Below are 25,645 nucleotides of genomic sequence, written 5' to 3'. Positions count from 1 at the left end.
GTGTTAGTTATCTTTACCAACTTAAAGGAGATTTCAACCTCAATTTGTTAAGTATACAGCTATGGTCTCGTGCCTCCACTACAAGCAACTAGTGTTCAATAAAAATTAATGAAATATCCTCATTGATTATAGTAGAAAGTAGGCGATTATACGTACAAATGGAAAGAAAATGATTTATGAATAGAGAAGATGAATGATTTTTCTAGAATATCGAGAAGCATTCACTTTTTTTGCCGTAGTGCGCCATAGCCACAGAAGCCGTAACAGGAGATCCAAACAGGCCATGCCTGTTTGGATCTCCTGTGCAGGCTGTGGCAAAGCGCGGAGGCTACGATATCAATTTCTTTTAATATCTCTTACTATTTACTTGGTATTTTTAGGATGTATTTTTGCTCATTATGAACTATTAAATTGCGAGTAATCAAAGTAAGATAAATAGAGAGGTGATCTTGTGAAAACAATATTATGCATAGGGGAACTATTAATCGATTTTTTCTGTTCTGAAATGAATGTAAATTTAGTAGAGGCTACTCATTTTCAAAAGCAAGCTGGTGGAGCACCGGCAAATGTTTGTGCAACTATTGCTAAACTTGGTGGACAGGCAAAATTTTGCGGTAAGGTAGGAAATGACGCATTTGGTGCCTTTTTAGAAAAAACGCTAGTAGAAGCAGGAGTTGATACTGCAATGTTAGTAAAGGGACAGTCTCCGACAACATTGGCATTTGTATCGCGTATTTCAGGTGGTGAACGTGATTTTATTTTTAACCGTGGGGCAGATGAAACGTTGGTAATGAGTGAAATCGATCGTCAAGAGTTGAATGTCGAAATTGCGCATTTTGGTTCAGCAACAGCACTGCTTTCAAGTCCATTTTATGACACGTACATGGAAGTCATGCATATGTTGAAAAAACGCGGTGCTTTTATATCGTTTGATCCTAATTTTCGCGCAGATTTGTGGGCAGGAAGAGAAGAGGTTTATCGTGAGCGTACAGATGCTTGTGTGGCACTAGCCGATTTCATAAAAATGAGCGAAGAGGAATTTGCATTATACGGAAAACCAGTACCTCATGGGAAATGGTTTGCTGTGACGAAGGGACAAGAAGGAACGTGGATTTCGAACGGTGAGGAGTGTGCCCTGATCCCAAGTATCCACATTCAAGCAATCGATACGACAGGTGCTGGTGATGCATTTGTCGGTGCGATGTTAAAGCAGTTTGCTGATTATCCGACTCTAGAAGTATTTAATTTTCAGCATTTCAAGCAACTAACACAATTTAGCAATATCGTCGGTGCTTTAACTTGTACAGCGGTAGGCGCAATGACAGCCCTTCCAACGACAGAAGATGTGGTATTATATATGAATAACAAGAAATAGAAAGAGGATTAAACGATGCAAGTAGCTATTATTTTAGGAGCAGCGATGGCATTTTTAGCAGTTGCTTTTGGTGCATTCGGTGCACACGCATTAAAGGACAAGTTTAAGGAGCAGAAATATGCAGATAATTGGGAGACGGCTTGTCGTTATTTAATGTACCACGCACTAGGGTTAATTTTAGTTGGTGTTTTAATTGATATTTTAGGTGAATCGGGTGCCTTAACAACGGCAATATGGTGCATGTTTATAGGCTCACTCATTTTTTCAGGCAGCTTATATATTTTATCGTTAACAGGCATTCGTAAACTTGGGGCTATTACACCAATTGGCGGTGTTTTACAGCTTGTTGCATGGATTTGTGTTATTGTCGCAGCGATCTAAATGATTATCGACTTCTTTAAATGAGGAGTCGATTTTTTGTTTACGGTAACATTTTCGATAGGATATGAACAATTTACAGTTTTTTGTAAAATACTTTTGCAAACAAAATCAGCAAATGTTATCGTTAACAATGAGGTGAATACATAATGAAAATTTATGATTTGGCGGTAATTGGTGCAGGACCAGGCGGATATGTAGCGGCCATTCACGCGGCAAAAAGCGGTCTAAAAGTGGCGCTTGTTGAAAAGAACAAAGTAGGGGGTGCCTGCTATAATGTAGGCTGTATTCCATCTAAAATTATGCTTGAGCATAGTAAATTAGTGCAAGAAATTAGACGTGGTACAGATTGGGGTGTAACCGTACCGACGATTAATATTGATTTCCCTAAACTCATGCAACGGAAAGACAAGGTAGTAGCAGAATTACTACATAACATTGAAACATTTGTAGAAAAAGCACAAATTACAATGTATCGCGGGGAAGCATCTGTTTCTAGGGATCGTAAAGTAACCGTAGATGATGACGTATTTGAAGCGAAACATGTCATTTTAGCAACAGGTAGCCGCCCGTTTGTGCCGCCATTTAAAGGCATTGAAACAGCGAATTATTATACAACGGATACATTTTTTGATATCCAAGAGCTACCGAAGGAGTTAACAATCGTTGGCGGTGGGGTTATCGCAATCGAAATGGCGTTTGCGCTAGCTCCAATGGGGACAAAAGTAACGGTATTAAATCATAGTAAAGATATTTTGCAAACAGAAGAGCCAGATGCAAGACCGATTATTAAAGAGAAGATGGAGCAGTTAGGTATTCAGCTGGTCACAGATTTCGCCTTTGAAGAAATAAAAGGAAATGAAATTCATACATCAATCGGGGTATTTCAATACGATAATTTATTATTTGCAACAGGGCGTCGTCCGAATAGTAAAATTGCAGAAGCACTTGAACTGCAAATGGATGGGCGTTTAATTTGGACAAATAACCATTACGAAACAAGCATCCCAGGCATCTTTGCAATTGGCGACTTAGTTGGTGGTTTCCAACTTGCACATTCTGCCTCTGCAGAAGGTATTCATGCAGTGGATTATATGTTAGGGAAGCAACCACGTGTTATTAATCAAATGGAGATCCCACGCTGTGTATATACGCATCCTGAAATTGCGACGTTCGGTATGTTAGAGCATGAAGCACCAACTGACGCTATCGTTACAAAAATGTATTTACCGACAAATCCTAAAGCATTACTCGAAGGGAATACACAAGGCTTTATGAAATTCGTAGCAAGTCCTGAAGGCGATATTTACGGTGCATGTGTTGTTGGGGACGGCGCAACAGAAATGATTAATGCAATGTTAGCTGCAAAAGTAGCAGGTGGCTCCGTAAAAGACCTTGCTCGTATGATTTTCCCACATCCAACGGTAAGTGAACATATTGGTGATGCAGCAAGCGCTGTATTTGGTAAAGCAATTCATCTATAATTTGTAACAGCCTGTGAATTTTTCACAGGCTCTTTTTCTTGTTATAATGAGATGGTAGGGGGCGATGTTTTGACTGAACTAGAAAAAGAAATAGAATATACATTATATCAGCTGATGGAGCTTGAAATAGAAGAAGAAATTGTACAGATGGGCCAAGTATTTGCTAGACTTCTTGCTTCTGTACAAGCAGCACAGTTAATTGATTACAAATTAGATGTGTTGGTCGATCCGATAGAATGTTTGCCAGAGACGAGGGTGTTACTTGAAAGTTTAATCGAAGTGAAAGGCCGTTTTAAACGACGTCGTAAATTGCTTACACATCGCGATATATTAAAAGTATGGTTACGAAAAAATGCTACGTTTAAATCCGAATTTTTACCTCGTATGTTTTAAGGCTATTTGAATTTTATTTTAAATAGCCTTTTAATTTCCGATAATCCAATATTTCCCGATTGCCATAACTTCGCGAAATTGCCAATAGCCCCGGTCAATAAGTGGTGTTTTTGCCCCAATCGTATTTACAGTGTACCCAAGCGATGAAGCTATGGCTTGTGCGCGGTAAATATGAAAATCGCTTGAGATAATAGTAAAGGAAGTAATAGATTCTGGTACAAGCTTTATAGAATTTAGTATATTTTCATATGTATTCCTTGCTTGTTTTTCTACTAAAATACTGTTTTCATCTACCCCTTTCTGTATTAAATAGTCCCGCATCGCTTCTGCTTCACCAGCTCCACTGACAATATATTTAATATCATCATCCTTATAAGATAGGGCGGCATCTAACCGATTTTTTAACATGGTAGAAGGTGTGCCGTCTTTATTTAATTTTGTTCCTAAAACGATTACATATGTATCATCATGATTAGTACTAGGTAACCAATTTGTCAGAAAAAGTGGCAAGCCTAGTAACAATATAAGTAAACAAATAAGTTGAGTGCGCATAATATTCCTCGAAAATTAATAAACTATTTAATAGTGTATCATGACTATTTTTTACTGGGAATAAGAAATTCAAGCCTTCGGATGCAATGACTCCAAGGTGTAATTGCTTTGAAAGATGGTGACATGATGAAAGAAGTAGGAATAGTTATGCCGGCATATCAACCCGATGAAAAGACCATTCGCGTCATCGAAGAGTTAAGACGAGTATATGAAGGTCCGATTATTATCGTAAATGATGGAAGTGATGCCAGCTATATTTTTAATAAGCTAGCAACATTTCCGGAAGTAACCGTATTACATCACGCAATAAATCAAGGAAAAGGGCGTGCACTGAAAACAGCCTTTCATTATGTGCTAAATGAGCGCCCAGACTTGCAGGCAATTGTTACAATTGATGCAGATGGTCAACATTTGACAAAGGACATTATCAAGCTTGTACACGCGCTGCATGAGGCAGCGGACGCTCTCCTGTTAGGTGTACGTAATTTTTCGCAAAAGCATATTCCGTTCCGCTCTAAATTTGGCAATGAATGCACAAAAATTATTTATCGGCTAATTATTGGTACAAAAATTAGTGATACACAAACCGGTCTACGGGGAATTCCAACTAAATTTTTGCCTGCTTTATTACAGATTACTGGCGAACGTTTCGAATATGAAATGAATATATTAGCTAACTTAAAAGAGTTACAAATACCAATAGTAGAAATTCCGATTGAAACGGTTTATCTTGAAAGTAATAAATCGTCTCATTTCCGACCATTACACGATTCGTTCCAAATTTATAAAGTGTTTTTTGTATATGCGATGGTAAGTGGGGCTTCTTTTTTAATTGATATACTACTATTTTTCCTTTTTGCGAAAATATTTAAAATTGTTGCCCCGATGTCGTTTATTGTGATTGCAACGGTGTTGGCTCGTCTCTTATCTTCTCTTTTTAATTATTATGTAAATCGCCATGCTGTTTTTAAGAGCGGCTCAAAAAAATCATTTTACAGGTATTATGTCTTAGCGGTATTCATTATGTTAACTTCAGCTAGTTTAGTGCAGTTGTTGTATAGTGAATGGCTACACAACGGCGAAGTACTGCTAAAAGTACTTGTAGATACTACGTTGTTTATTGTTGCATTTATTGTACAGCGGAAATGGGTATTTAAAAAAGAAAAGCATGCTTCGTGAAAGCAGTAGATTTTAGTGTTGAATCATACTTTCTTTCATTATAGTAACTACTACACCTTGAAGTTTTATTAACTTTTAGTTATAATGAAATTCAGGTGCCAAACAACCTATGTAAAGTTTTTACTTTACAACAAAAATTCCCGTTTATAGCACGGATTTGCTAGGGAGTTTTTGATTTTAGAGCAGGGAAGATGAGCCCCTGCTCGATTTACATAAACGTTAACACGTGCTACTTTTATGTAGTGCGTTTTTCTAATTTTTATATGGACGATTGTTTTAAAAGCGCGATTACTAGTCTAATTTTAGACAAAGTAATCGCGCTTTTTTTAGTATATAAAATGGTTATTATTCTTTTAGTTTAAATGTACCGACAAATGTTTCTAATTGTTGTGCCATTTGATTTGTTTTAGTTGAACCTTGTGTCACTTCATTAATACTAGCCGTTGTTTCTTGAATCGTTGCTGAAATATTTAACATTGTGCTCTCAATTTCGCGAATCGCTTCTGTTAGCTGTTCAATCATTTGAGCAACATGATCGGATTTCGCTGTTTCTACCGTTATTAAATTTGAGATGTTTGTAATCGCGCTGACAGTTTCGGCTACAGCGGACGAAATATCACTAAGTGATTGAGCAGTTAACTGCACTGTTGTCGTCCCTTTTTCGATTGATTGTGTGCTATCTTTTGTTGAAGCAGTCACCTGCTCAATAAGCCCCATAATAGTTTGAACGAGTTTTTCTACTTCTAATACTTCTCGATTCGATTGTTCTGCTAGCTTTCGAACTTCCTCCGCTACAACGGCAAAACCTTTTCCATGTTCACCTGCTCTAGCCGCTTCAATGGAAGCATTCAATGCTAAAAGGTTCGTTTGTGTTGCAATACCTCCAATAGAAGTGGTAATGTCTTGGATTTTCGTGGCGGACGCAACGAGATTTTCAATTGTTTGCTGTACTTCATTCGAACTATGACGGATTAAAGTCATATCGTTTTGTGTTTCTTTCGCGCGTTGTTCACCTGTTATGGCAATTTGCATCGTTTGATTCGATTTTTCTACTGTTTCATCGGCTTTTGCTTTAATCGTTTGTAAATCTTGTGCAAGTGAGGATAGCATGCCGGATGCGTTTTCTGCATGATGCATGCCACTCGTTACGGCTACTGTTACATCCTCCATACTATGTGCAATGGTTTGCGCAGCATCTGTCATTTCATTCATGGCATTAGCCGTTTCATTTGCATTCGTTGTTAATTGATGAGAAGTGGATTGCATTGTTAACAACATATGTTGCAAGTTATCCTTCATTTGATTTAATGTACGCGCTAAGTCCCTTACTTCATCCTTTCCTTTGACGGTTGTTTTAGCGACAACTAAATTTCCATCTGCAATTTGTTTTGCTTGTTCGATTAATTGACTAATGAGCTTTGTTTTACGGCGAATTAAAAAGCCGGTAAAAATAGAAGCGATCAGCATAGGGATGAAACTAATTAAAATGCCATTACGTACAACATCCCATGTACGCTCTTTTACGATGTTAGCATTAAAATCGATGACATTAATGGCGATAATTTCTTTTGTCGGATCATGATCTTTATAAATCGGTGCATAACCAGATAGACGCTCCATGTCCCCAAATGTATACGGTTCTGAATACGTTGGATGATGCATATCAAGCAACATGTCAATAGCTTGTGCATCCGTTTGGAAGGAGTCACCTGGCGTAAAGCCTTTCTCGGCAAGATTTTTATCAAGTGCGATAAGTGTGCCGTCAAGCGATAAAATATATTGTGTTTCAAAAATATCTTTATGACCTGTTGTCCAATTGAGGTCACTACTGATTTTGTCCATTGCGGCACGGTTTCCTGTAAGCGCCTGTTCCAAATCCTGTGGGTTGATCAAGCCAGTTGTAATATTAGCGCAGCCATATGCCTCTATACCGGCAGCATCATACAATTTATTATAAGCTGTTATATATGTAGCAATTGAGGTAATCCCAAGCATGACAATCAGTATGCCCGCAATGATTGTGCCGAGTTGGAAAGTTAATGAATGATTTAGTTTCATCATTCCAATGACTCCTTTCTAAAAAACGATGTAATTTCAAGATTGTTGTTTATTATACTATAAAGATGTATTTAAAATATATCTTTATTTTAATACATCCATTTTTTTATAAAACGTTAATACCTGTATGTAAAGCATGACCGAACTGTATGTTCTATGATAAAATGCGCATATAATTATGAGGATAGTGAGTTGAGAGCAATGGTGGAAAGTCCAAAATACGCAATTGTAGATTTAGAAACAACGGGTCATCATCCAGCCAACGGAGATCGGATGATTCAAATTGCAATTGTCATCATGAAGGATTGGTGTATTGAAAAGACTTTTACATCATTCATTCACCCAGGGAAGCCAATCCCGCTTTTCATTCAAGATTTAACCAATATAACGGATGATGATGTGCGAGATGCTTTGCCTTTTGAGGCACATGCGGATTATATATATGAGTTGTTGGAAGGGGCCGTCTTTGTAGCCCATAATGCGGATTTTGATCTATCGTTTTTGCAGGCGGAGTTTAAACGTGCAGGACTTTCGCAGTGGCATGGCAAAGTGATTGATACAGTGGAGCTTGCGAAAATTGTATTTCCTACAGCACTAGGTTATAAGCTAGGGGATTTAGCATATGAGTTAGGGATTCAGCATACAAAGGCTCATCGGGCAGATGCTGATGCAAAAGCGACGGCAGAGCTATTAAAAACATGCTGGGATGAGCTACTACGTTTCCCTTTACCAACATTGCAACAGCTACATAAGCGTTCATTTCGTTTAAGGTCTAATTTAGCACAGTTATTTTTTGAAGCACTTCAATTAAAACGTAGCAAAGTGGAACACTATGAAGATTATATTTTTTACCATCAATTAGCGATGCGAAAGTTACACGTTGGAGGCGAAGATTCGTATTCAGTAGTGAATTATCCCGCTACTCGAACTGAAAAAATAGAAAAGCTAAAGGAAACCGTGCCAAACTTTGAGGAGCGTCCAAGACAATTTCAAATGATGGATTTTGTATGGGGTAGCTTAAACCATAAGCAAGAAAGGGTCATCGAAGCTTCAACAGGTATCGGAAAGACGCTAGCGTATTTGCTTCCTGCGTTTTATTATGCAAGGAAATCGACATGTAAGGTTGGAATTAGTACGTATACATCACACTTAATGGATCAGCTATTACAAGAGGAAATTCCAAGGCTTGAACGTATCACAGGAGAATCGGTAAAAATTGCGCTCCTAAAAGGTATGAGTCATTATGTGGACGTAGCACGTTTTTCTCAGCAATATATGATGCAAGATGATTCTTATGATGAGACGCTGATTATTTTACAAGTACTTGTGTGGCTAACTAAAACGGAAACAGGCGATTTGGATGAAATCAATGTATCTGGTGGGGGACAACTATTCCTGAATAAAATTCGCAAAAACGAAAATTCAACTTTACTACAGTCTGACTTTGACTATTATGAACGCGCGTTACGAAAAGCGAAGTATGCAGATATACTTTTAACAAATCATGCGATGCTGTTAGCGGATTTGATGCGTCCAATGCCTATTTTTGAGCAAATAGGTGGGTGGATTATTGATGAAGCACATCAATTTGTGCAAGCTGCTATTACGCAAGACGAAAAATTATTTTCGTTTAAAAACTGGAAATATCTTTTTGGACAAATTGGGGTATACACGGATGAAGCGCAGTTTTATAAATTACAGCGAATGGCATTAAAGACGCATCGTGTACCAATGCAAGTGATGCAGCAGTTAGAAAAACTATTTATGCAAATGTTAGCGAAATTTGATCAAGTAATGCATCATCTTACACATTTATTGATGCAACAATTAAAACGTTCAAATAAGCATGATATGAAAACGACAGTGTTTTTAGAGCAACTAGCTATTGACCGTCAACAATTTGAACAGTTTTCTACGATGGTACAACGTTGGCTTGATGCAGCAGAAGAGGTAGGGAAACAATTCGAAAAAAGTGTAGATGAGTTAGCACCGGAACATGTATTTATTTTAGATGAGTGGCGCTTTTGGATACGAGAATACAAATTAGCGATTGCACAGTGGGATGATGTATTTTTACGTTCCAATACCGAGTACTCAACGTGGATTGAGTTAGATAGACGAAGTATCCCAAGCTCCCTTCAACTACTGAAAAAGCCGATTCAAGTGACATCCACCATTGAACGATTGTTTAGTGCATACCGAGAAAAGGTAGGGATTATTTGGACATCGGGCACAATGACGGTACCGCATAATGTCCATTTTATAACTGATCAACTAGGTATTGCACGCGATGTGCCACTAGAAGTATTACAAGCACCAGCTACTTACTTTAATGGGGCTAAAGCATTTGTGGTAACAGATATGCCAGATATTCAGACGGTTAGTCAATCAGAGTATATTGAAGCGGTTGCTCATGCGGTGACACGTACAGTAAAAACGACAGATGGACGCTGTTTCGTCTTATTTACATCACAACAAATGTTGCGTGAAACAGTAGAACTTATTCAAGATAGTGGGCTTCTTGATGAGTATATGGTATTTGCCCAAGGTGTGACACCAGGTAGTCGCATGCGTCTTTTAAAAGCATTCCAAAAGTTCAATCAGTCTGTCTTATTTGGTACAAATAGCTTCTGGGAAGGGGTAGATGTACCAGGGGACGGTCTTGCGTCAGTCATTGTTGTGCGATTACCATTTTCTTCGCCAGATGAGCCAACATTCAAAGCACGTGCTAATTATATACAGGCGCAAGGGAGAAATTCATTTACTGAACTTTCTCTTCCAGAAGCTATTTTAAGATTTAAGCAAGGGTTTGGTCGCCTAATCCGTTCGTCACAAGATAAAGGCGTATTCATTGTACTAGATCGACGAATTGAAACGAAATCTTACGGACATGAGTTTATCCATGCATTACCGCCGATTTCTGTACAAAAACTATCACTGCGGGATATGGTATTAGCACTTGAAGATTGGTATAATAATGAACGATGAGGAAAGAAAGCAGGGTAGCAAGATGAAGCGACTAGATAAATATTTTTCGGCATATAGATTAAAGAAGGTGGTACGATGAAAAATTGGCTCATTTTCGGCATCATATTTATGATTTCGTTAGGTCTTGCTATCGTTTCTTTAGTCCTTTGGAAAGCCGATGCTCCATTTAATAAATGGGAACAAAAAGCAGAGGATTTAGCCATCGAATCGAAGTCTCTTGCAATTGTTTCAAATAGTTATGTTTATAATGGGAATAAACCGTATGTTACGGTATTCGGGGTAGATGAATACGGTAAGGAAAAAGCAATATTTGTTCCAATCAGCTTAGAAGAGGATTTGATTCAGGAAGTATATTTGCAAGACGGTATTACAAAGGAACAAGCTTTATCGGTTTTACGTAATGAAACGAATGTAAAAGAAATACTTCATACAAAATTAGGCTATGAGGAAGCAGGCGCTGTATGGGAAATTACTTATACGAATGACGCAGATAAGCTAAATTATGTGTATATTTTGTTTGAAGACGGGCAATGGTGGAAACGCATATTGAATTTATAGAGGAGAGATTTTCTTGAAACAATTATTAGCTAATCGAGTAAAAACTTTAACACCATCTTCAACTTTAGCTATTACAGCAAAGGCAAAAGAGCTAAAAGAGCAAGGGATTGATGTGATCGGCTTAGGTGCTGGGGAACCAGATTTTAATACACCACAAAATATTTTAGACGCTGCAGTCGAATCGATGAACAAAGGGTTAACAAAGTACACACCAGCAGGCGGTTTACCAGTATTAAAACAAGCAATCATTGATAAATTACAGCGTGATAACAACCTTACATACAAAGCAAATGAAGTTATGGTCGGTGTTGGGGCAAAACACGTATTATATACATTATTCCAAGTAATCCTAAACGAAGGCGATGAAGTAATCATTCCAATCCCATATTGGGTATCGTATCCAGAACAAGTGAAATTAGCAGGTGGCGTACCAGTTTATGTAGAAGGCACTGCTGAGCAAGGGTACAAAATTACACCTGAACAATTAGCAGCAGCGGTAACAGAGAAAACAAAAGCAGTTATCATCAACTCACCATCAAACCCATCAGGTATGATTTATTCTCGTGAAGAGCTTGAAACATTAGCAAAAGTTGCTGAAGAAAAAGATATTATAATCGTATCAGATGAAATTTATGAAAAACTTGTATACAATGGTGTGGAACATTTTTCGATCGCTCAATTGTCAGAAAATATTAAAGCGCGTACGATTGTTGTAAATGGTGTAGCGAAATCGCACTCAATGACAGGCTGGCGCATCGGGTATGCAGCAGGTAACGCTGATATTATTAAAGCAATGACAGACCTTGCTTCACACTCAACTTCGAATGCTACAACAACAGCACAATATGCAACGGTTGAAGCATATAATGGCTCTCAAGATGCTGTAGAAGAAATGCGCCAAGCATTTGAATCTCGTCTAGAGAAAATCTACCCACAGCTTGCTGCCATTCCTGGCTTTAAAGTGTTAAAGCCACAAGGTGCGTTTTACTTATTACCGGACGTGGCTGAAGCAGCAGCGAAAACAGGCTTTGAATCGGTAGATGCATTTGCAGCTGCTCTATTAACAGAAGCAAATGTAGCAGTCATTCCAGGTTCAGGCTTTGGTGCAGATGCGACAATTCGCTTATCGTATGCAACATCACTAGAATTACTAGAGGAAGCAGTTCGTCGGATTGATACATTTGTAAAATCCAAATGGCAAGACTAATTACTGCTCTCTCATTTTGGAGGACATTGTATGAAGAAAATTATGATCAAGGATATGCCTTTGCATATTGGCGAAACAGTCAAACTAGGTGCTTGGCTAGCAAACAAACGCTCAAGCGGTAAGATTGCGTTTTTACAATTACGTGATGGCTCTGGCTTTGTACAGGGCGTTGTTGTAAAAGCAGAAGTAGGGGAAGAATTATTTGCGGCAGCTAAAGGGCTAACACAAGAAACGTCGATGTATGTGACGGGTGAAGTGAAAGCAGATGAGCGCTCACCATTTGGTTGCGAACTGAACGTAACAGGTATTGAAATCATTCATGCGGCGACAGATTTCCCCATTACACCAAAAGAGCACGGAACAGAGTTTTTAATGGATAACCGTCATCTTTGGTTACGTTCACGTAAGCAGCATGCGATTATGAAAATCCGCAATGAAATCATTCGAGCAACATATGAATTCTTTAATGCAAATGGTTTTACAAAAATGGACCCGCCCATTTTAACGGGATCTGCTCCTGAAGGTACGTCTGAGCTTTTTGCGACAAAATATTTTGATGAAGATGCCTATCTTTCTCAGTCAGGTCAGCTGTATATGGAAGCGGCTGCGATGGCGTTAGGAAGAGTATTTTCGTTCGGTCCAACATTCCGCGCTGAAAAATCAAAAACACGTCGCCACTTAATTGAGTTCTGGATGATTGAACCAGAAATGGCGTTTGTTGAGTTTGAAGAAAACCTAGAAGTACAAGAGCAATATGTGGAGCATATCGTTCAATCAGTACTGAAAAACTGTAAGCTAGATTTAGAACGCCTTGGTCGTGATACTTCTAAATTAGAAAATATTAAAGCACCGTTCCCGCGCATTTCTTACGATGATGCGATTACATTTTTACATGAGCAAGGATTTGATGATATCGAGTGGGGCGATGACTTTGGGGCGCCACATGAAACAGCGATTGCCAATGCGTATGATAAGCCTGTATTCATTACATGTTACCCAGTAGGCATTAAGCCTTTCTACATGCAGCCACATCCAGAGCGTAACGATGTTGTACTTTGTGCGGACTTAATTGCACCAGAAGGCTACGGTGAAATTATCGGTGGTTCTGAGCGTATTCACGACTATGATTTATTGAAATCACGTCTGGAAGAGCATAATCTTTCAATGGATGCATACGCATGGTATTTAGAATTACGTAAACAGGGGTCTGTACCGCACTCGGGCTTTGGTTTAGGCTTAGAGCGTACAGTAGCATGGATTTCAGGAACGGAGCACATTCGTGAAACAATCCCATTCCCGCGTTTATTAAATCGTTTATATCCTTAATGAAACGTGAAAATGACCTATTGCAGGTAATAAGACGAGATATAGAAAAAAGAGAGCGTCCGAATGTGGTTTCGGACGCTTTCTATTCTGTAACAAGAAAGGAGTCTAACAAAATGAATAATGATTACAACCGACTCCGTTCATGGACACAACAACGACATGTTACTGTACCACACTTCTTTTTCCAAACATATAAAGAGCTCGGTATACTAGATGATGAAGCAGTTTTAATTATGCATCTGTTAAGCTTCTTTGAGGAAAATATCGAATTTCCAACACCCGAGGATTTAGCGAAGCGCACGAGCTTTACGGCAAATGATATAACAATTCGCATTCAGCGACTACTTCAAAAAGGCTTTTTAGAAATTACACAAGGTGTAGACAACAACGGCATGATTTTTGAAAAATATTCATTATATCCACTTTGGGAGCGCATTATGCAACTACTCGACCAAAAAGCGATGGCCAAATCTGAAATGAGTGCCAAAAATGACGAGGGCGAAATTTTTACGATGTTTGAACAAGAATTTGGAAGATTGTTATCGCCGATGGAGATTGAAACGATTTCGATGTGGTTTGATAAGGATGGGCACACACCCGCCATTATTAAAGCAGCATTAAAAGAAGCGGTTGTAGCAGGGAAAATCTCACTTCGCTATATCGATCGGATTTTATTTGAATGGAAAAAGAAAAATATTACATCGGTCAAACAAATAGAACAGCATGCCGAGCAATTTAGAAGCCGTTCTGTACAAGTAGTTCAGCCAACATATGAACAGCCAGTAAAAAGTGGTATGTTTTATAATTGGCTAGATGAACGGGAATAGGGGGAAGTGACGTGCTAACAAAAGTAAAATGGCTCCATTTTTTAGACGTGATGGATGAGATGTTTCCAGAGGCACATTGTGAGCTTGTGCATGACAATCCATTTGAACTAACGATTGCGACGCTGTTATCGGCACAATGCACGGATGCACTTGTTAACCGCGTGACGAAAGATTTATTCCAAAAATACAAAACACCGAGTGATTATTTAGCTGTTGATTTAGAAGAACTACAAAACGATATTCGCTCGATTGGCTTATATCGTAATAAAGCAAAAAATATTCAGCTTCTTTGTCAAAGGCTTATTGATGAGTACAACGGTGAAATTCCAGCCAATCGTGAAGCGCTTGTCACATTACCGGGAGTAGGGCGTAAAACGGCGAACGTTGTATTATCCGTTGCCTTTGATATTCCAGCAATGGCCGTTGATACACATGTTGAGCGTATTACAAAGCGTTTAGGTCTTTGCAGGTGGAAGGATTCAGTACTGGAAGTGGAAGAAACAATTATGAAGAAAACACCGATTGAACGCTGGAGCCGTGCCCACCATCAAATGATTTTCTTTGGACGCTACCACTGTAAGGCGCAAAACCCACAATGTCATGAATGCCCATTACTATCCGATTGTCGAGAAGGGCAAAAGCGTCTGAAGAAGGGATTGGTAAAGCTGTGATTGAAGTAAATAAAGAAGCTCTTTCAAAGGAATTGGTTGATGCATGGTTTGCTCAGTGGGAAGCATTAGAGGCGCAAATTCATGCCGCTCATGAAGCGAGAAATGGGGAAGCGAAAAGCTTGATGGAACAAGGTATTGCCCATTTTGAACAGCTTTTAGTAGAATCGGCAAGTAGTGAAGTAGGGCCAGATGCAAACTTTGAATTATACCCGATTAATGGTAGAGAACGCCTTCGCTTTATTAAAGCAAAGCCTGGGCAATACGCTTGCTATCGTCAGCTAGATGAGTTATTCAAAGAAACAAAAAAGCGTGCAGCAAGACTACGTTTAAAGAAATAAGTTAAATCCCTCAATTATTGCGATTGAGGGATTTTTTTCATTTTCTAGCTATCTGACATATTGCTAGTTAAGTATGTTATTGTGTAAAGATCTATTCGAAAAATGTGATAAGAAATCGTTCTTATTTTAAGTTGAATTTTTAGAGTACATTTGATTAAAGTACTCATAAACTTTTTTAATTTTTTCATCTAAGAAGTTTGTTCGCTCATACAGGATGGAACGTAAGTGATCCGTTTGACGTAATATTTTTTCCATTAGTCCTTCTTGATGATCTACCCGATTTATCATTTCCTCTTGTGTTTCTTCCATAGTAGAAATTTGATTAGCTAGTTGTTTGTTCAATAGGTGTTGTTCATCTATTTTTTCTACCAACTGTTCATTTGTTGTCCCAACTTGTTCTAATTGAGCAACAACTTCATTATTCATTTGTGCGTATTGATTTAACTGATTGACAATCTCATCAATTGCAGATGTAAATTCATGTAGTTGATTTTCTAGTGCGTCATGCGATTGATGAATACTATCGACTTGATTTACTAAGTCTTTCTTCGTTTGTTGTTCATCTATCATGATTGTGTGCAGTTGCATATTTTGGTTTTCGAGCTTTTTTAGCCCATCCATCACTTGTTGTTCAACTTGTTCATGTTGAGCATGCAATGCTTGTAACTCTTTTAACTGTCGATTGATCACTTTCCATTGTCGCACTTGCTGCATGCTAGATTTATTGTGTGCACGTTTTAAAATATGAATAGCCTGCTGAATCCCCTGATTGGACACTTGTTGTTCCTTGATGAGCTCAGATAAATAATCACTTCGAAACTCGATTTGATTATTTTCAATCAGTGTACTTGTATTTTTAAACAGTTCCGGATGCTGCCTGTTATTCATAAATAGCCCCATTATATCCCCCCTTTATCATCCTTTCTTGTATAGTATGCTTATGATAAAGTGACGTGTATTTTGCGAAAAATGCCAACATATGTATCAATGAGGAAGGACTGAATTATGACATGCTAACAAATGCAATGATGGGTTATAACTTCATAGCTGACAAAGATTGATGTAGAGATTGAATCATAAAAGTAAATCCCCCTTCATTAGGTAGATTACCTGATGAAAGGGGATTTAGATCGTTATTCTTGAGAATCTGCGTTATCCTCTGTTGGATAATTCGGTTCAGTAGGTGGAGTTACAGAAGGGGGCTGTTCTGGCTGACCGCCTTGCCCGTTTCCGTTATTCCCATTGTTACCGTTATTCCCGCTATTTCCATTATTATTGTTATTCCCATTGTTACCATTACCATTGCCATTGTTCCAGTTGTTTTCATCCCCTGGATTCTCCTCGTCGTCGATCTCTGGAGATTCGATATCAGGTTGGTCAGGTTCCTCAGTTGTCGGAGGAGCCCCATCAATATAAATTGATACGCTACCAGGCTCACTTCGGTTTTCCCCTTCGATTGCTACGACAGTAAATGTATAGTTGCTACCTAATTGAATATTTGGCACAGTTACTTGTTTAGCACCTGTCATACTAATGACAGTCGCTTCACCGCCGTCTACTTGCATTGTTACTTCGTATGTGTAATTTTTTGGTTTAGCGCCTTCTCCCTCTTCAGGAAGTTCATTATGAACCCATGTTAAATCAATCACTTGAGCGACTTCATTATACTCAGCACGTACATTAGACGGTGCTTCAATTTCTTCCGCTTCATAGTTTGTAGATACTTCAGTTGGTACCGTACCGCGAACAAATAGCTCTGTTGATTTTAAATTATCTGGTGTATAGTCACTCGCAAGCTTTAATGGGCTTGTACCTACTTCAATTGTGGCAGAAACAACGGAGTTAGGCTGTTCAAATCGAGTGTTTGGCACGTTTTTCGATAATCCCGTCATGATGGATTTAAACAATTTCTGAGGTAAGCGACGCTCCTCCCATGTAGTAATCGCCTCACTACGTTTTGAGTATCCACTCCAAATCGCAATCGAATAATTTGGTGAGTAGCCAACGAACCACGAATCGGGTACTGCTGAAGAACCTAAGTTATATTTAGCGAATTCATCAGCCGAATAGTTTGTTGTCCCTGTTTTCCCTGCAATATCCACACCAGGTACATTTGCAGCTGTTCCTGAAGCATGTTGTTTATTACTTACAACGTCACGTAAAACGTCTGTTACCATATACGCTGTAGAATCGCTCATCGCAACTGTTGGTTGAGGTTCATAGTTTTTCGATGTGCCATCACGGAATTCGATTTTTGTAATGGCATACGGATCTGTGTATACCCCATTATTCCCAAAAGCAGCATAAGAAGCAGCCATTTGGATAGGGGAGATATTAACACGTCCACCACCAATTGCATCAGATTCTACTAAATAATCTACGTCAATACCTAATTTAGAAATAAATTCTTGTGCTTTATCAGTTGTCACTTCTTTTAAAGCTTTAACGGCTGGTATGTTACGAGAGGCATATAATGCTTCTCGCATTGTAATGGCACCGAAATATTTATTATCCCAGTTATTAATTTTTTGCTTTGAGCCAGTATAATTCATCTTTTCATCTACTAATGTTTCACCAGTAGACCACTTTAAATATTCGATGGCAGGACCATAGTCAACAAGTGGTTTTAGTGTAGAACCTGGTGCTCGTGATGTTAAATCATAGGCATGGTTATAGCCTCGTTCAGCCCCGTAATTACGACCGCCACCTACTGCAACGAGAGCGCCTGTTTTTGTATCTACGACAGAGACACCTGATTGAATCGAATCCGTTGGGAAATTACTATCGTTATTCATAACAGATTCAACCATTTCCTGTGCTTGTGGATCGAGTGTTGTATAGACTTTAATCCCTTCAGCAAGCAGTTCTGTATTACCATTCGCTTCAAGCTCAGATAACACAACGTCTAAGAATGCAGGGTAATTTGTTACTAAGTTTGTTTTACGTTGATCTTCTGGTAAAAGACCTGCTGTTACATCAACTGCTTTTGCTGCATCCGCGTCAGCTTGCGTAATTTTATCATGTTGCACCATTAAGCCTAATACGATATTGCGGCGTTTCTCAGCACGGTCAGGGTGCTTAACTGGGTTATAGTTGTTTGGACTTTGAGGCATCCCGGCAAGCAATGCCATTTCATCAAGTGTTAATTCAGAAAGCTCTTTACCGTAAAAGTACTCTGCTGCTGTACCAAAACCGTACACCGTTCCTGACATGAGCACTTTATTAAAGTACATTTCAAAAATTTCTTCTTTTGAATATTTGCGTTCCAGTTGAATTGCTAGCCATGCTTCTTGTGCTTTACGTTCTAATCTTTTCTCATTTGTAAAGAATGAATTTTTCACGACTTGTTGTGTAATGGTACTAGCGCCTTGTGCACCGAAGCCGTCACGGAAGTTGGCGATGACTGCGCCACCTAGACGCCATAAGTCTATGCCGAAATGGTCGAAGAAGCGTGCATCTTCTGTTGCGATAATAGCATCAACCATTTGTGTTGGAATTTCATCATAGCTAATATATTTCCGTTTTTCATCGACCCCGATTGTAGCAAATAATTCACCATTTACATCATAAAATTCAGATGAAATTGGGTCTTTTAATAATTCTTCATCAAGTTCAGGTGCTTTACTTACATAATAAGCAAATAGACTAGCCCCACCTAAAAAGCCGATGATGCCGAGTGTAACAACGGCTAAAAGTATTCTTTTGAACCATATTTTCATAGGTGAACGTTGTTTTTTCTTTTGTAATTCACGTGCTTTTTTTATATCTTCACGTGTGCGTTTTTGTTGTGTCACGTTGTATCTCCTCACTTTCACAAACTAATTGTTTGCGACAAACTTATTAACGACTAGCAAATAGTCGAGTCGGGGGCTAAGCCCGAGTTGTAGTTCCTCCGCTACTTGTTCAAATAGAGCAAGCGGAATCGACTTGCGACCACCATTGTCCATATTTCGCCACGCTTCTTCAACCATTTGAAAAGGAGCAACAAATGTACGTTCAAGCGTTGTAAAGCGAACGATAAAAAAAGCAATTCCCTTTTGTGCAATAACGTCCTGCATATGTTTGATTTGGTGGTCATGGATGTTTTTTAGTGGAAAGGAAGTTTTGCTTTCCGTTTCCTTTGCCTCGAAATCGATATAATATCCGTTCCATACTCCATTATAATCGGTAGTCGAAGGAGTACGAAAGTATGCTTCTCGAATAACAGCAGCACTTCGCTTCGGATATTCTACTTTGACGATTTGAATCGGGACAGGTTTCTTGTAAATGCTGGCAATGCCGTTTCTTACATAAAAATCATTTGTTTCATTTAAATCATCTTCTAAGCTTTTCCCACGATTACTAAATGAAAGATCTTTTTTTGTTAGCCTTTTTTTTTCAGGCGACTCATTTTGCGTTGGTTGATACACTTTTCCATTTGGATAGCGAATAGCCATGAAATCACCCTTTCCATTTGTTTACGCTTTTTAGTGTACCATAACATCTGTTGAAAAAATGATAGTTTTAGCGAACGATGACTAGTTTTGTATTGCAGCTAGGAACTTTCATTTTTTCGTCTAATACGTGTTCTAAAGGGGGCAGAAACGATGGGTAGAATAAACCGATTATTAAACCTTATTGAATGTATAGACGATTTATTAACAGGGCGTATGGAATATGAACAAATGCAAGTAAAAGCTACATTTAGCACACAACTATTAAAGGCTCATCAAAGAGTTAGCTTAGCAGAAAAAAAGTATTACGTAAAGAATGCATGTTCGTCTGAAAGTAGTGAAAACAATTAGTTTTTGGTACACTAGCAGTAATGAAAAACTTTGAGGTGTACGTGATGGACTTAATAGAAATAACAGCGAATTTACTAGATGCATGTGATCAAGCCATTCATCGTTTTTATGACATGCGTGAACGCGATATGGAGCCGGACTTTTTTAAGGAGGTAAAACCGTATGCGGATGACATGCGTACGCAATTACAACAGTGGCAGCAACTCGCTTATGAGTGGATTACAGCCAAGCAGCCGAAGTATATGCATAAGCAACAAATCGATCATGCCTATGATGCAATGGAACAATTTTTCGTCCAATCTTTTTATAAACAAACAAGTAAAAAGAGATTCATTCAATCTGTTGAATCAACAAAATATACGCTCACTAGTTTGAAACGATATGTAGAGGAAGGCGAGCACCATGTTTAGTAAAAAGAAATCGATTAGTGAACTATTGCAATCATGGCAATATGATGAAGAGCTGAAGCAAAACATTGTTCACTGGCATACGCTAGATGGCAAAGCAGCCGAATATGTGCCGTTCCCTAGCGAACTACATCCATCTTTAAAAAATGCATTGCAATCGCGCGGCATTGAGCAATTGTATACACATCAGCGTGAAGCATTTGATTTCGCTATGCGTGGTGCTTCCTTTACAGCGATTACACCGACAGCATCGGGAAAATCGCTTTGTTATCATTTACCGGTTTTACAGGAAATCATTCAAAATAGGTCAAGTCGTGCGATTTATTTATTCCCAACAAAGGCCCTTGCACAAGATCAAAAAACAGACTTGAATGAATTAATCGAAGCGACGGGGGAAGAGATTTTAAGTTACACGTATGACGGCGATACAGCGCCAGGTATTCGGACGAAAATTCGAAAAGCGGGGCACGTTGTGATGACGAACCCGGATATGCTACATTCAGGTATTTTGCCTCATCATACAAAATGGGTATCACTCTTTGAGAACTTAAAATATATTGTCATTGATGAGCTGCATACGTATAAAGGCGTATTTGGGAGTCATGTTGCCCATGTCATTCGCCGGCTACAACGGATTTGTGCATTTTATGGGTCGAATCCAACGTTTATTTGTACATCAGCTACGATTAAAAACCCAAAAGAGTTAGCCGAAAGTTTAACAAATGAAACGCATGCATTAATTACAAAATCAGGTGCACCTATTGGGAAAAAGACGTTTATTTTTTATAATCCACCGATTGTGAATACGACATTTGGCGTAAGACGTAGTGCGGTGCTAGAAGTGCGCGATTTATCGAAACGATTATTTGAAGCAAATATCCAAACCATTATTTTTGCGAAATCGCGTGTTCGTGTGGAAATGCTTGTGACCTATTTGAAATCGCTGACGGCAAAAAAGATTCAAGATGAATCCATTCAAGGGTATCGAGGCGGGTATTTACCGAGTGAACGCCGCGCCATTGAAAAAGGACTTCGCGATGGTTCGATTCAAGTCGTTGTTTCAACCAATGCGCTTGAGCTCGGGATAGATATCGGACAATTACAGGCGTGTGTTATGACAGGCTACCCAGGAAATATCGCCAGTGCATGGCAGCAAGCTGGACGAGCTGGGCGTAGACAAGATGAAGCGTTAATCATTTACGTCGCGCAATCGACTGCATTGGATCAATATATTGTGAATCATCCAACGTACTTCTTTGGCACAGACCCAGAGGAAGTACGGATGAATCCAGATAATATTATGATTTTAATGGATCATTTAAAATGTGCTGCGTTTGAATTGCCGTTTTCGATGACCGATACATACGGTGAATTTACAGTACAAGAATTGCTTAGCTTTTTAGAAGAAGAAGGTGTCCTTGTGAAAACGAGTACACAATGGCACTGGATGAGCGATCGTTTTCCTGCACGCGATGTTTCGTTACGTTCTGCCGCCGGGGAAAATGTCGTCATCATTGATATGACAGAACCGAAAAATAAAGTGATTGGGGAAATGGATACGTATAGTGCGATGACATTGTTGCATGAGGAAGCCATTTACATGCATCAAGGTGTCCAGTTCCAAGTAGAAAAACTCGATTGGGAAGAGAAAAAAGCGTATGTGCGAGAAGTCGAAGTGGACTATTTTACAGATGCCAATTTAGCTGTTGAGTTGAAGGTGTTAAGCGAGGATAAATCCGCTACGTATAAATCGGCAACGGTAAGTTATGGAGATGTGGGTTTATTGGCGATACCGACTATTTTTAAAAAAATAAAGCTCGAAGGAAAACTCGACAATATAGGGAGTGGTCCAATCAACTTACCACCAATGGAGATGCACACCAGCGCCACTTGGTTAAGTTTTGATGCAGTTGAAAGTTGGAACGACGAAAGGTTGTCTGAAGCGCTTGAAGGTGTGGCACAAGCTTTAAACGGTTTTATTCCACTCTTTGTACACTGTGATCGTTCAGACGTTTCGGTAGTGCCACAGGTGAAAGCTGCCCACAATGAAAAGCCAACACTATTTATCTATGACAGTTATCCTGGTGGGATAGGTTTGAGTGAAAAAGTGTACGACGTTATTTTAAGTCTCGTAGAAAGAACACTTGACCATGTAGAAAAGTGTCCGTGTAAATCTGGATGTCCATCTTGCATAGGACCTCAAAATAGTTTTGCATATAATCCTAAAAATGATGCGATGAAACTGCTTCAGAATTTATCAATCGTTTTAAATCAATAAACGCAAAAGAGGTTGAGCTGTTATATACTCAACCTCTTAATTTTTCTTCCCGTATTAACTTTGCAATCATTTTACGATTGATGCCTGTCTCACGTTCAAGTGCTCTGTCGCTCATGCTAGGGTTAGTTTTTAGTAAAGCTTTTATTTTCTTGATACGATCAGCACGTACTTCAGGACCTTGTCTGTTTGGTGCAAGATGTTTAAACTCCCAACCTAAACGCTCTAAATCCGACTTTATCGTAATAGGGTTGTGGTTAAATATTTTACATAACTTGTCGAAGCTTGTGCCGGGGTTTTTATACAAGTATCTTTGTAACTCTCTAAAACGCATCTGAGAAGCCGCTAGAAGCTCTTTTTCCGTAATGTCGCCCATCGGGTCTATTTTTACAATAACAGGCTCTGTAGCCTCTTCTGCGACGCTTAAACGTAATTCTAAATGTGAATCGTGGTGAAGAGTGGCAGAAGAGAACAGTTCACCAGCTAATCGCTGTTTCTGTTCGATTGCCCAAAGTTCAGGGCTACCTCGTTCAATTGCTACAGCCGTTTGCTCTTTTTCTGTCTGAAAGTCCTCTTTTACTTTTTTAATCACGCCGTTGATATGTGCCCGGATAGAAGAGGCATTATATTGTTTAGATAATATCAACTCACGTTTCTTTTCAAGTGAACAAAGTTGATCATTAACCTCCGCAAGCTTCACATCAAATTCAGCTTGTTTAGTATTTAACCTTTTCTGATCCCATCTTCCGCTCACGTATAAGTCTAGAATGCGATTAATACCTTCGTCTATTTCCTCTTTTGATTTTTTCAGCAGACCGATTTCAAGATCTAATTTATCAAGCTCTTTCTCGGACTTGTCTAAATCTACCGCAATAAGAGATTTAAGTACTTCCTCGTCATCTATAATTGTTGTTTTAAATGCCACCATAAAATTGTGCTCAAAACGTTTAAGGTTGACATACGGGTTTGCCGGGCACTTTTCTTGTATCTCAGGCCTTAGATGCAAAAGGTACCATGAAACATATTTTGCTTTACCTCCATCTTTTAAAACTTTACTGCCTATTTTTTTATTTAAACTCATGATTTTACCGCAAGCAGCACAACGAATTGTCAGGTCCCGTAAAATGTGAGGTTCAGCGTCACGTTTACCTTTACGAGATTTTCTACGTTGCTGAATCATTTCATACTGCTCTTTTGTTCGTAGTTTCGGGTAAACATCTTCTACAGAAATTATCTCCCCGTTACTAAACTTTCTCTCAAACACCCCGTGGTAACATTTCGCATTTAATTTGTTTAACACTTGACGTTCAGACCAACGAGCGCCCGAAGGAGACGTACAAAGCGAATTTAATTTTCGAGCAATAGCGCTTCCGCCTAATTCTTGGTCTAAATAAAGCTCGTCAATAAAGGGGATAACCCATGCATGCTCATCGTTGATTGTTAACTCACCTGTAGCTTTGTCATAATTGTACTCGTCAGGTTGCTTGCCCCAAACTTTACCTTCACGTGTAAGCTGGCGTTTACCACGCATCATTTTTTGTACGATGTCACGTTTACTTCGTCTAGCAATTAAGTTTTTTAAATCCGAGAAAAATTCTTGGTCCATATCACCTAAATCTGTAATGAGACCAGGCTCTGCTAATTTAACTTGATTTTCTCTTAGTACACTTTTTAGGTAGTCCCAAGCACCCATATCTAAACGAGAGAGGCGATCTTGTTCTATCACAAGAACAGCATCAACATTTCCTTCTTCTACACAATCCAACAAAGCCTCTAGCCCAACTTTTTCAAGTTTACCGCCTGAATCGACATCTTTAAAAATGTCATAAACTTCCCAACCCATTTGCTCTGCATACTTCTCAAGCTCATGAACTTGTGCTTTCAAACTATAACGATCTTCTTGTAATTTCGTTGATACTCGAATGTAAATTGCGACTTTTCTAATTCCGTGAGTATAGCGTGTAATCTGAGACATTTATACTATTTATCCTTTCTTGCAAAATTTTCGGATATTTCTCTTTACAATCTATTTTGGATGATGTTAATATATGGTTACGAAGCAAATATCGAACGTTTGTTCTTTCTATTCGAACGACGTTCCATTTTGACGGCGGAACTCTCGAATCGCTTCAACAGCAATTTGAAACTCCTCATCCGTCACTTCTAAATCATCGATTTCATACACTGAACGTTGGATTTTTGTTTTCTCTTCAGCATCACGGTTTCGCGACTGAGCTGCTTCAGAAACGAAACTCGAAAGAGGTAAGAAATTATCTTTACGAACACTTGAAGAGTCTCCACCCGATTTAATTTCGTATAATTCTGGGTGACCTTGAGCTTCTCTTAAGAGATCAACACTGCGAGAATGTTCACGTTTGTAAGAATGGGCGATCATGTTCCGCTCGTTTCGAATAGCAAGAGGGGCATCTTTACCCAATAAAGCAACCGTTTCGAAAATAGTAGCTTCACGTAAATCTAGCAATTCTAGTACATCGACTTCGAAGAATTTGGCGTACTGTTTAATTACACGAACAGAAGGTAGACGTTTCGCAGACTCGATATAAGAAATCATAGATTTTGAAACATCAATTTTAGAAGCTAAAACTTCTAGAGACAAATCGTGCGAAGTTCGAAGTTCTTTTAGTTTGAAACCTATAATAGTACTTATTGTTTTACGTATATCTTTACGCTCTTTGTTAGTCATTACAATATCCCCCTAAAAAATAATAATCTCTTTTATTTTGAAAAAATATACAAAAACTAGTTGACTTATTCCACCGATGGTGAATATAATAGAGTCAAACTAACAGAATCCACCAAGATTTACACTTTCTACATTCACCGA

The 25,645-nt window shown here is 38.8% G+C and carries 22 protein-coding genes; 15 read left to right on the top strand and 7 right to left on the bottom strand.

From position 1 onward, the window contains the following. Window positions 1–451 precede the first annotated feature (451 nt). From AC3II9_RS08225 to AC3II9_RS08210, 4 genes are all read left to right on the top strand, one after another. Window positions 452–1,375 (top strand): carbohydrate kinase family protein, encoded by a 924-nt coding sequence (locus AC3II9_RS08225; RefSeq protein ID WP_489154698.1) that lies wholly within the window; start codon window positions 452–454, stop codon window positions 1,373–1,375. Window positions 1,376–1,390: 15 nt separating this feature from the next. Then, window positions 1,391–1,756: a DUF423 domain-containing protein gene (locus AC3II9_RS08220; protein ID WP_489154696.1), complete on the top strand. Its 366-nt coding sequence runs from the start codon at window positions 1,391–1,393 to the stop codon at window positions 1,754–1,756. A gap of 146 nt (window positions 1,757–1,902) precedes the next feature. Next, window positions 1,903–3,237: a dihydrolipoyl dehydrogenase gene (gene lpdA, locus AC3II9_RS08215; protein WP_489154695.1), complete on the top strand. Its 1,335-nt coding sequence runs from the start codon at window positions 1,903–1,905 to the stop codon at window positions 3,235–3,237. A 69-nt stretch (window positions 3,238–3,306) separates the two neighbouring features. Beyond that, window positions 3,307–3,630 (top strand): hypothetical protein, encoded by a 324-nt coding sequence (locus AC3II9_RS08210; protein WP_489154693.1) that lies wholly within the window; start codon window positions 3,307–3,309, stop codon window positions 3,628–3,630. 30 nt (window positions 3,631–3,660) lie between these two features. Here the strand turns inward: AC3II9_RS08210 and AC3II9_RS08205 are convergent, their stop codons facing one another. Continuing rightward, on the bottom strand, window positions 3,661–4,182 hold the full coding sequence (locus tag AC3II9_RS08205; protein ID WP_489154692.1) for a YdcF family protein: 522 nt from the start codon (window positions 4,180–4,182) through the stop codon (window positions 3,661–3,663). A 108-nt stretch (window positions 4,183–4,290) separates the two neighbouring features. Here AC3II9_RS08205 and AC3II9_RS08200 point away from each other — a divergent pair, with 108 nt between their 5' ends. Continuing rightward, window positions 4,291–5,361 carry a glycosyltransferase gene (locus AC3II9_RS08200; RefSeq protein ID WP_489154691.1) on the top strand — a complete coding sequence of 357 codons (1,071 nt, stop codon included), beginning with the start codon at window positions 4,291–4,293 and terminating at the stop codon, window positions 5,359–5,361. A 345-nt stretch (window positions 5,362–5,706) separates the two neighbouring features. Here the strand turns inward: AC3II9_RS08200 and AC3II9_RS08195 are convergent, their stop codons facing one another. Further along, window positions 5,707–7,422, bottom strand: a complete 1,716-nt coding sequence (locus AC3II9_RS08195; protein ID WP_489154690.1) for a methyl-accepting chemotaxis protein — start codon at window positions 7,420–7,422, stop codon at window positions 5,707–5,709. Between the two features lie 198 nt (window positions 7,423–7,620). Between AC3II9_RS08195 and dinG the strand changes: the two genes are divergently transcribed. From dinG to AC3II9_RS08160, 7 genes are all read left to right on the top strand, one after another. Next, complete coding sequence (dinG, locus tag AC3II9_RS08190; protein ID WP_489154712.1) at window positions 7,621–10,407, top strand: ATP-dependent DNA helicase DinG; 2,787 nt, start codon at window positions 7,621–7,623, stop codon at window positions 10,405–10,407. 75 nt (window positions 10,408–10,482) lie between these two features. Next, window positions 10,483–10,965 carry a cell wall elongation regulator TseB-like domain-containing protein gene (locus AC3II9_RS08185; protein WP_489154688.1) on the top strand — a complete coding sequence of 161 codons (483 nt, stop codon included), beginning with the start codon at window positions 10,483–10,485 and terminating at the stop codon, window positions 10,963–10,965. Between the two features lie 13 nt (window positions 10,966–10,978). After that, window positions 10,979–12,172 (top strand): pyridoxal phosphate-dependent aminotransferase, encoded by a 1,194-nt coding sequence (locus AC3II9_RS08180; protein WP_489154686.1) that lies wholly within the window; start codon window positions 10,979–10,981, stop codon window positions 12,170–12,172. Between the two features lie 30 nt (window positions 12,173–12,202). Beyond that, window positions 12,203–13,498, top strand: a complete 1,296-nt coding sequence (asnS, locus tag AC3II9_RS08175; RefSeq protein WP_489154684.1) for an asparagine--tRNA ligase — start codon at window positions 12,203–12,205, stop codon at window positions 13,496–13,498. A 113-nt stretch (window positions 13,499–13,611) separates the two neighbouring features. Beyond that, window positions 13,612–14,325, top strand: a complete 714-nt coding sequence (locus tag AC3II9_RS08170; protein WP_489154682.1) for a DnaD domain-containing protein — start codon at window positions 13,612–13,614, stop codon at window positions 14,323–14,325. A gap of 11 nt (window positions 14,326–14,336) precedes the next feature. Beyond that, window positions 14,337–14,996, top strand: coding sequence for an endonuclease III (gene nth, locus AC3II9_RS08165; RefSeq protein ID WP_489154681.1), 660 nt, complete (start codon window positions 14,337–14,339; stop codon window positions 14,994–14,996). Next, entirely contained in the window at window positions 14,993–15,334 is a 342-nt protein-coding gene (locus AC3II9_RS08160; RefSeq protein WP_489154679.1) for a YpoC family protein, read from the top strand. The genes nth and AC3II9_RS08160 overlap by 4 nt, the downstream gene beginning before the upstream one ends. A gap of 126 nt (window positions 15,335–15,460) precedes the next feature. On the opposite strand, the gene AC3II9_RS08155 is transcribed toward AC3II9_RS08160, so the two are convergent. The 3 genes from AC3II9_RS08155 to recU all read right to left on the bottom strand — a co-directional run bounded on the left by AC3II9_RS08155 (window position 15,461) and on the right by recU (window position 19,770). Beyond that, on the bottom strand, window positions 15,461–16,234 hold the full coding sequence (locus AC3II9_RS08155) for a hypothetical protein (RefSeq protein WP_489154678.1): 774 nt from the start codon (window positions 16,232–16,234) through the stop codon (window positions 15,461–15,463). 233 nt (window positions 16,235–16,467) lie between these two features. After that, the gene (locus AC3II9_RS08150; RefSeq protein ID WP_489154676.1) at window positions 16,468–19,128 is read right to left on the bottom strand and encodes a PBP1A family penicillin-binding protein; all 2,661 of its coding nucleotides are present in this window, start codon (window positions 19,126–19,128) and stop codon (window positions 16,468–16,470) included. A gap of 24 nt (window positions 19,129–19,152) precedes the next feature. Beyond that, on the bottom strand, window positions 19,153–19,770 hold the full coding sequence (recU, locus tag AC3II9_RS08145; RefSeq protein WP_489154674.1) for a Holliday junction resolvase RecU: 618 nt from the start codon (window positions 19,768–19,770) through the stop codon (window positions 19,153–19,155). Between the two features lie 150 nt (window positions 19,771–19,920). Between recU and AC3II9_RS08140 the strand changes: the two genes are divergently transcribed. From AC3II9_RS08140 to AC3II9_RS08130, 3 genes are read left to right on the top strand one after another with little or no spacing between them, the layout of a single operon-like run. Beyond that, window positions 19,921–20,118 carry a molecular chaperone gene (locus AC3II9_RS08140; protein WP_391372062.1) on the top strand — a complete coding sequence of 66 codons (198 nt, stop codon included), beginning with the start codon at window positions 19,921–19,923 and terminating at the stop codon, window positions 20,116–20,118. A 44-nt stretch (window positions 20,119–20,162) separates the two neighbouring features. Beyond that, window positions 20,163–20,528 (top strand): YppE family protein, encoded by a 366-nt coding sequence (locus AC3II9_RS08135; RefSeq protein WP_489154673.1) that lies wholly within the window; start codon window positions 20,163–20,165, stop codon window positions 20,526–20,528. Then, window positions 20,521–22,803: a DEAD/DEAH box helicase gene (locus AC3II9_RS08130; RefSeq protein WP_489154671.1), complete on the top strand. Its 2,283-nt coding sequence runs from the start codon at window positions 20,521–20,523 to the stop codon at window positions 22,801–22,803. Before AC3II9_RS08135 ends, AC3II9_RS08130 begins: the two co-directional genes overlap by 8 nt. 28 nt (window positions 22,804–22,831) lie before the next feature. On the opposite strand, the gene AC3II9_RS08125 is transcribed toward AC3II9_RS08130, so the two are convergent. Both AC3II9_RS08125 and AC3II9_RS08120 read right to left on the bottom strand, forming a co-directional pair. Beyond that, the gene (locus tag AC3II9_RS08125; protein ID WP_489154669.1) at window positions 22,832–24,775 is read right to left on the bottom strand and encodes a recombinase family protein; all 1,944 of its coding nucleotides are present in this window, start codon (window positions 24,773–24,775) and stop codon (window positions 22,832–22,834) included. 108 nt (window positions 24,776–24,883) lie between these two features. Beyond that, window positions 24,884–25,504 (bottom strand): helix-turn-helix domain-containing protein, encoded by a 621-nt coding sequence (locus tag AC3II9_RS08120; RefSeq protein ID WP_489154668.1) that lies wholly within the window; start codon window positions 25,502–25,504, stop codon window positions 24,884–24,886. Window positions 25,505–25,645: the final 141 nt, after the last annotated feature.

It is taken from the genome of Lysinibacillus sp. RU7 (assembly GCF_057837305.1).
Note: the sequence above shows the minus strand (reverse complement) of the source record. Positions and strands in the feature narration are given on the sequence as shown.

What these genes read in the sequence shown, in the direction of transcription:
- recU (WP_489154674.1), bottom strand. Translation starts at nt 19,770, where the DNA reads ATGGCTATTCGCTATCCAAATGGAAAAGTGTATCAACCAACGCAAAAT.
- AC3II9_RS08140 (WP_391372062.1), top strand. Translation starts at nt 19,921, where the DNA reads ATGGGTAGAATAAACCGATTATTAAACCTTATTGAATGTATAGACGAT.
- lpdA (WP_489154695.1), top strand. Translation starts at nt 1,903, where the DNA reads ATGAAAATTTATGATTTGGCGGTAATTGGTGCAGGACCAGGCGGATAT.
- asnS (WP_489154684.1), top strand. Translation starts at nt 12,203, where the DNA reads ATGAAGAAAATTATGATCAAGGATATGCCTTTGCATATTGGCGAAACA.
- AC3II9_RS08120 (WP_489154668.1), bottom strand. Translation starts at nt 25,504, where the DNA reads ATGACTAACAAAGAGCGTAAAGATATACGTAAAACAATAAGTACTATT.
- AC3II9_RS08155 (WP_489154678.1), bottom strand. Translation starts at nt 16,234, where the DNA reads ATGGGGCTATTTATGAATAACAGGCAGCATCCGGAACTGTTTAAAAAT.
- AC3II9_RS08125 (WP_489154669.1), bottom strand. Translation starts at nt 24,775, where the DNA reads ATGTCTCAGATTACACGCTATACTCACGGAATTAGAAAAGTCGCAATT.
- AC3II9_RS08195 (WP_489154690.1), bottom strand. Translation starts at nt 7,422, where the DNA reads ATGATGAAACTAAATCATTCATTAACTTTCCAACTCGGCACAATCATT.
- AC3II9_RS08130 (WP_489154671.1), top strand. Translation starts at nt 20,521, where the DNA reads ATGTTTAGTAAAAAGAAATCGATTAGTGAACTATTGCAATCATGGCAA.
- dinG (WP_489154712.1), top strand. Translation starts at nt 7,621, where the DNA reads ATGGTGGAAAGTCCAAAATACGCAATTGTAGATTTAGAAACAACGGGT.
- AC3II9_RS08205 (WP_489154692.1), bottom strand. Translation starts at nt 4,182, where the DNA reads ATGCGCACTCAACTTATTTGTTTACTTATATTGTTACTAGGCTTGCCA.
- AC3II9_RS08170 (WP_489154682.1), top strand. Translation starts at nt 13,612, where the DNA reads ATGAATAATGATTACAACCGACTCCGTTCATGGACACAACAACGACAT.
- AC3II9_RS08220 (WP_489154696.1), top strand. Translation starts at nt 1,391, where the DNA reads ATGCAAGTAGCTATTATTTTAGGAGCAGCGATGGCATTTTTAGCAGTT.
- AC3II9_RS08185 (WP_489154688.1), top strand. Translation starts at nt 10,483, where the DNA reads ATGAAAAATTGGCTCATTTTCGGCATCATATTTATGATTTCGTTAGGT.
- AC3II9_RS08135 (WP_489154673.1), top strand. Translation starts at nt 20,163, where the DNA reads ATGGACTTAATAGAAATAACAGCGAATTTACTAGATGCATGTGATCAA.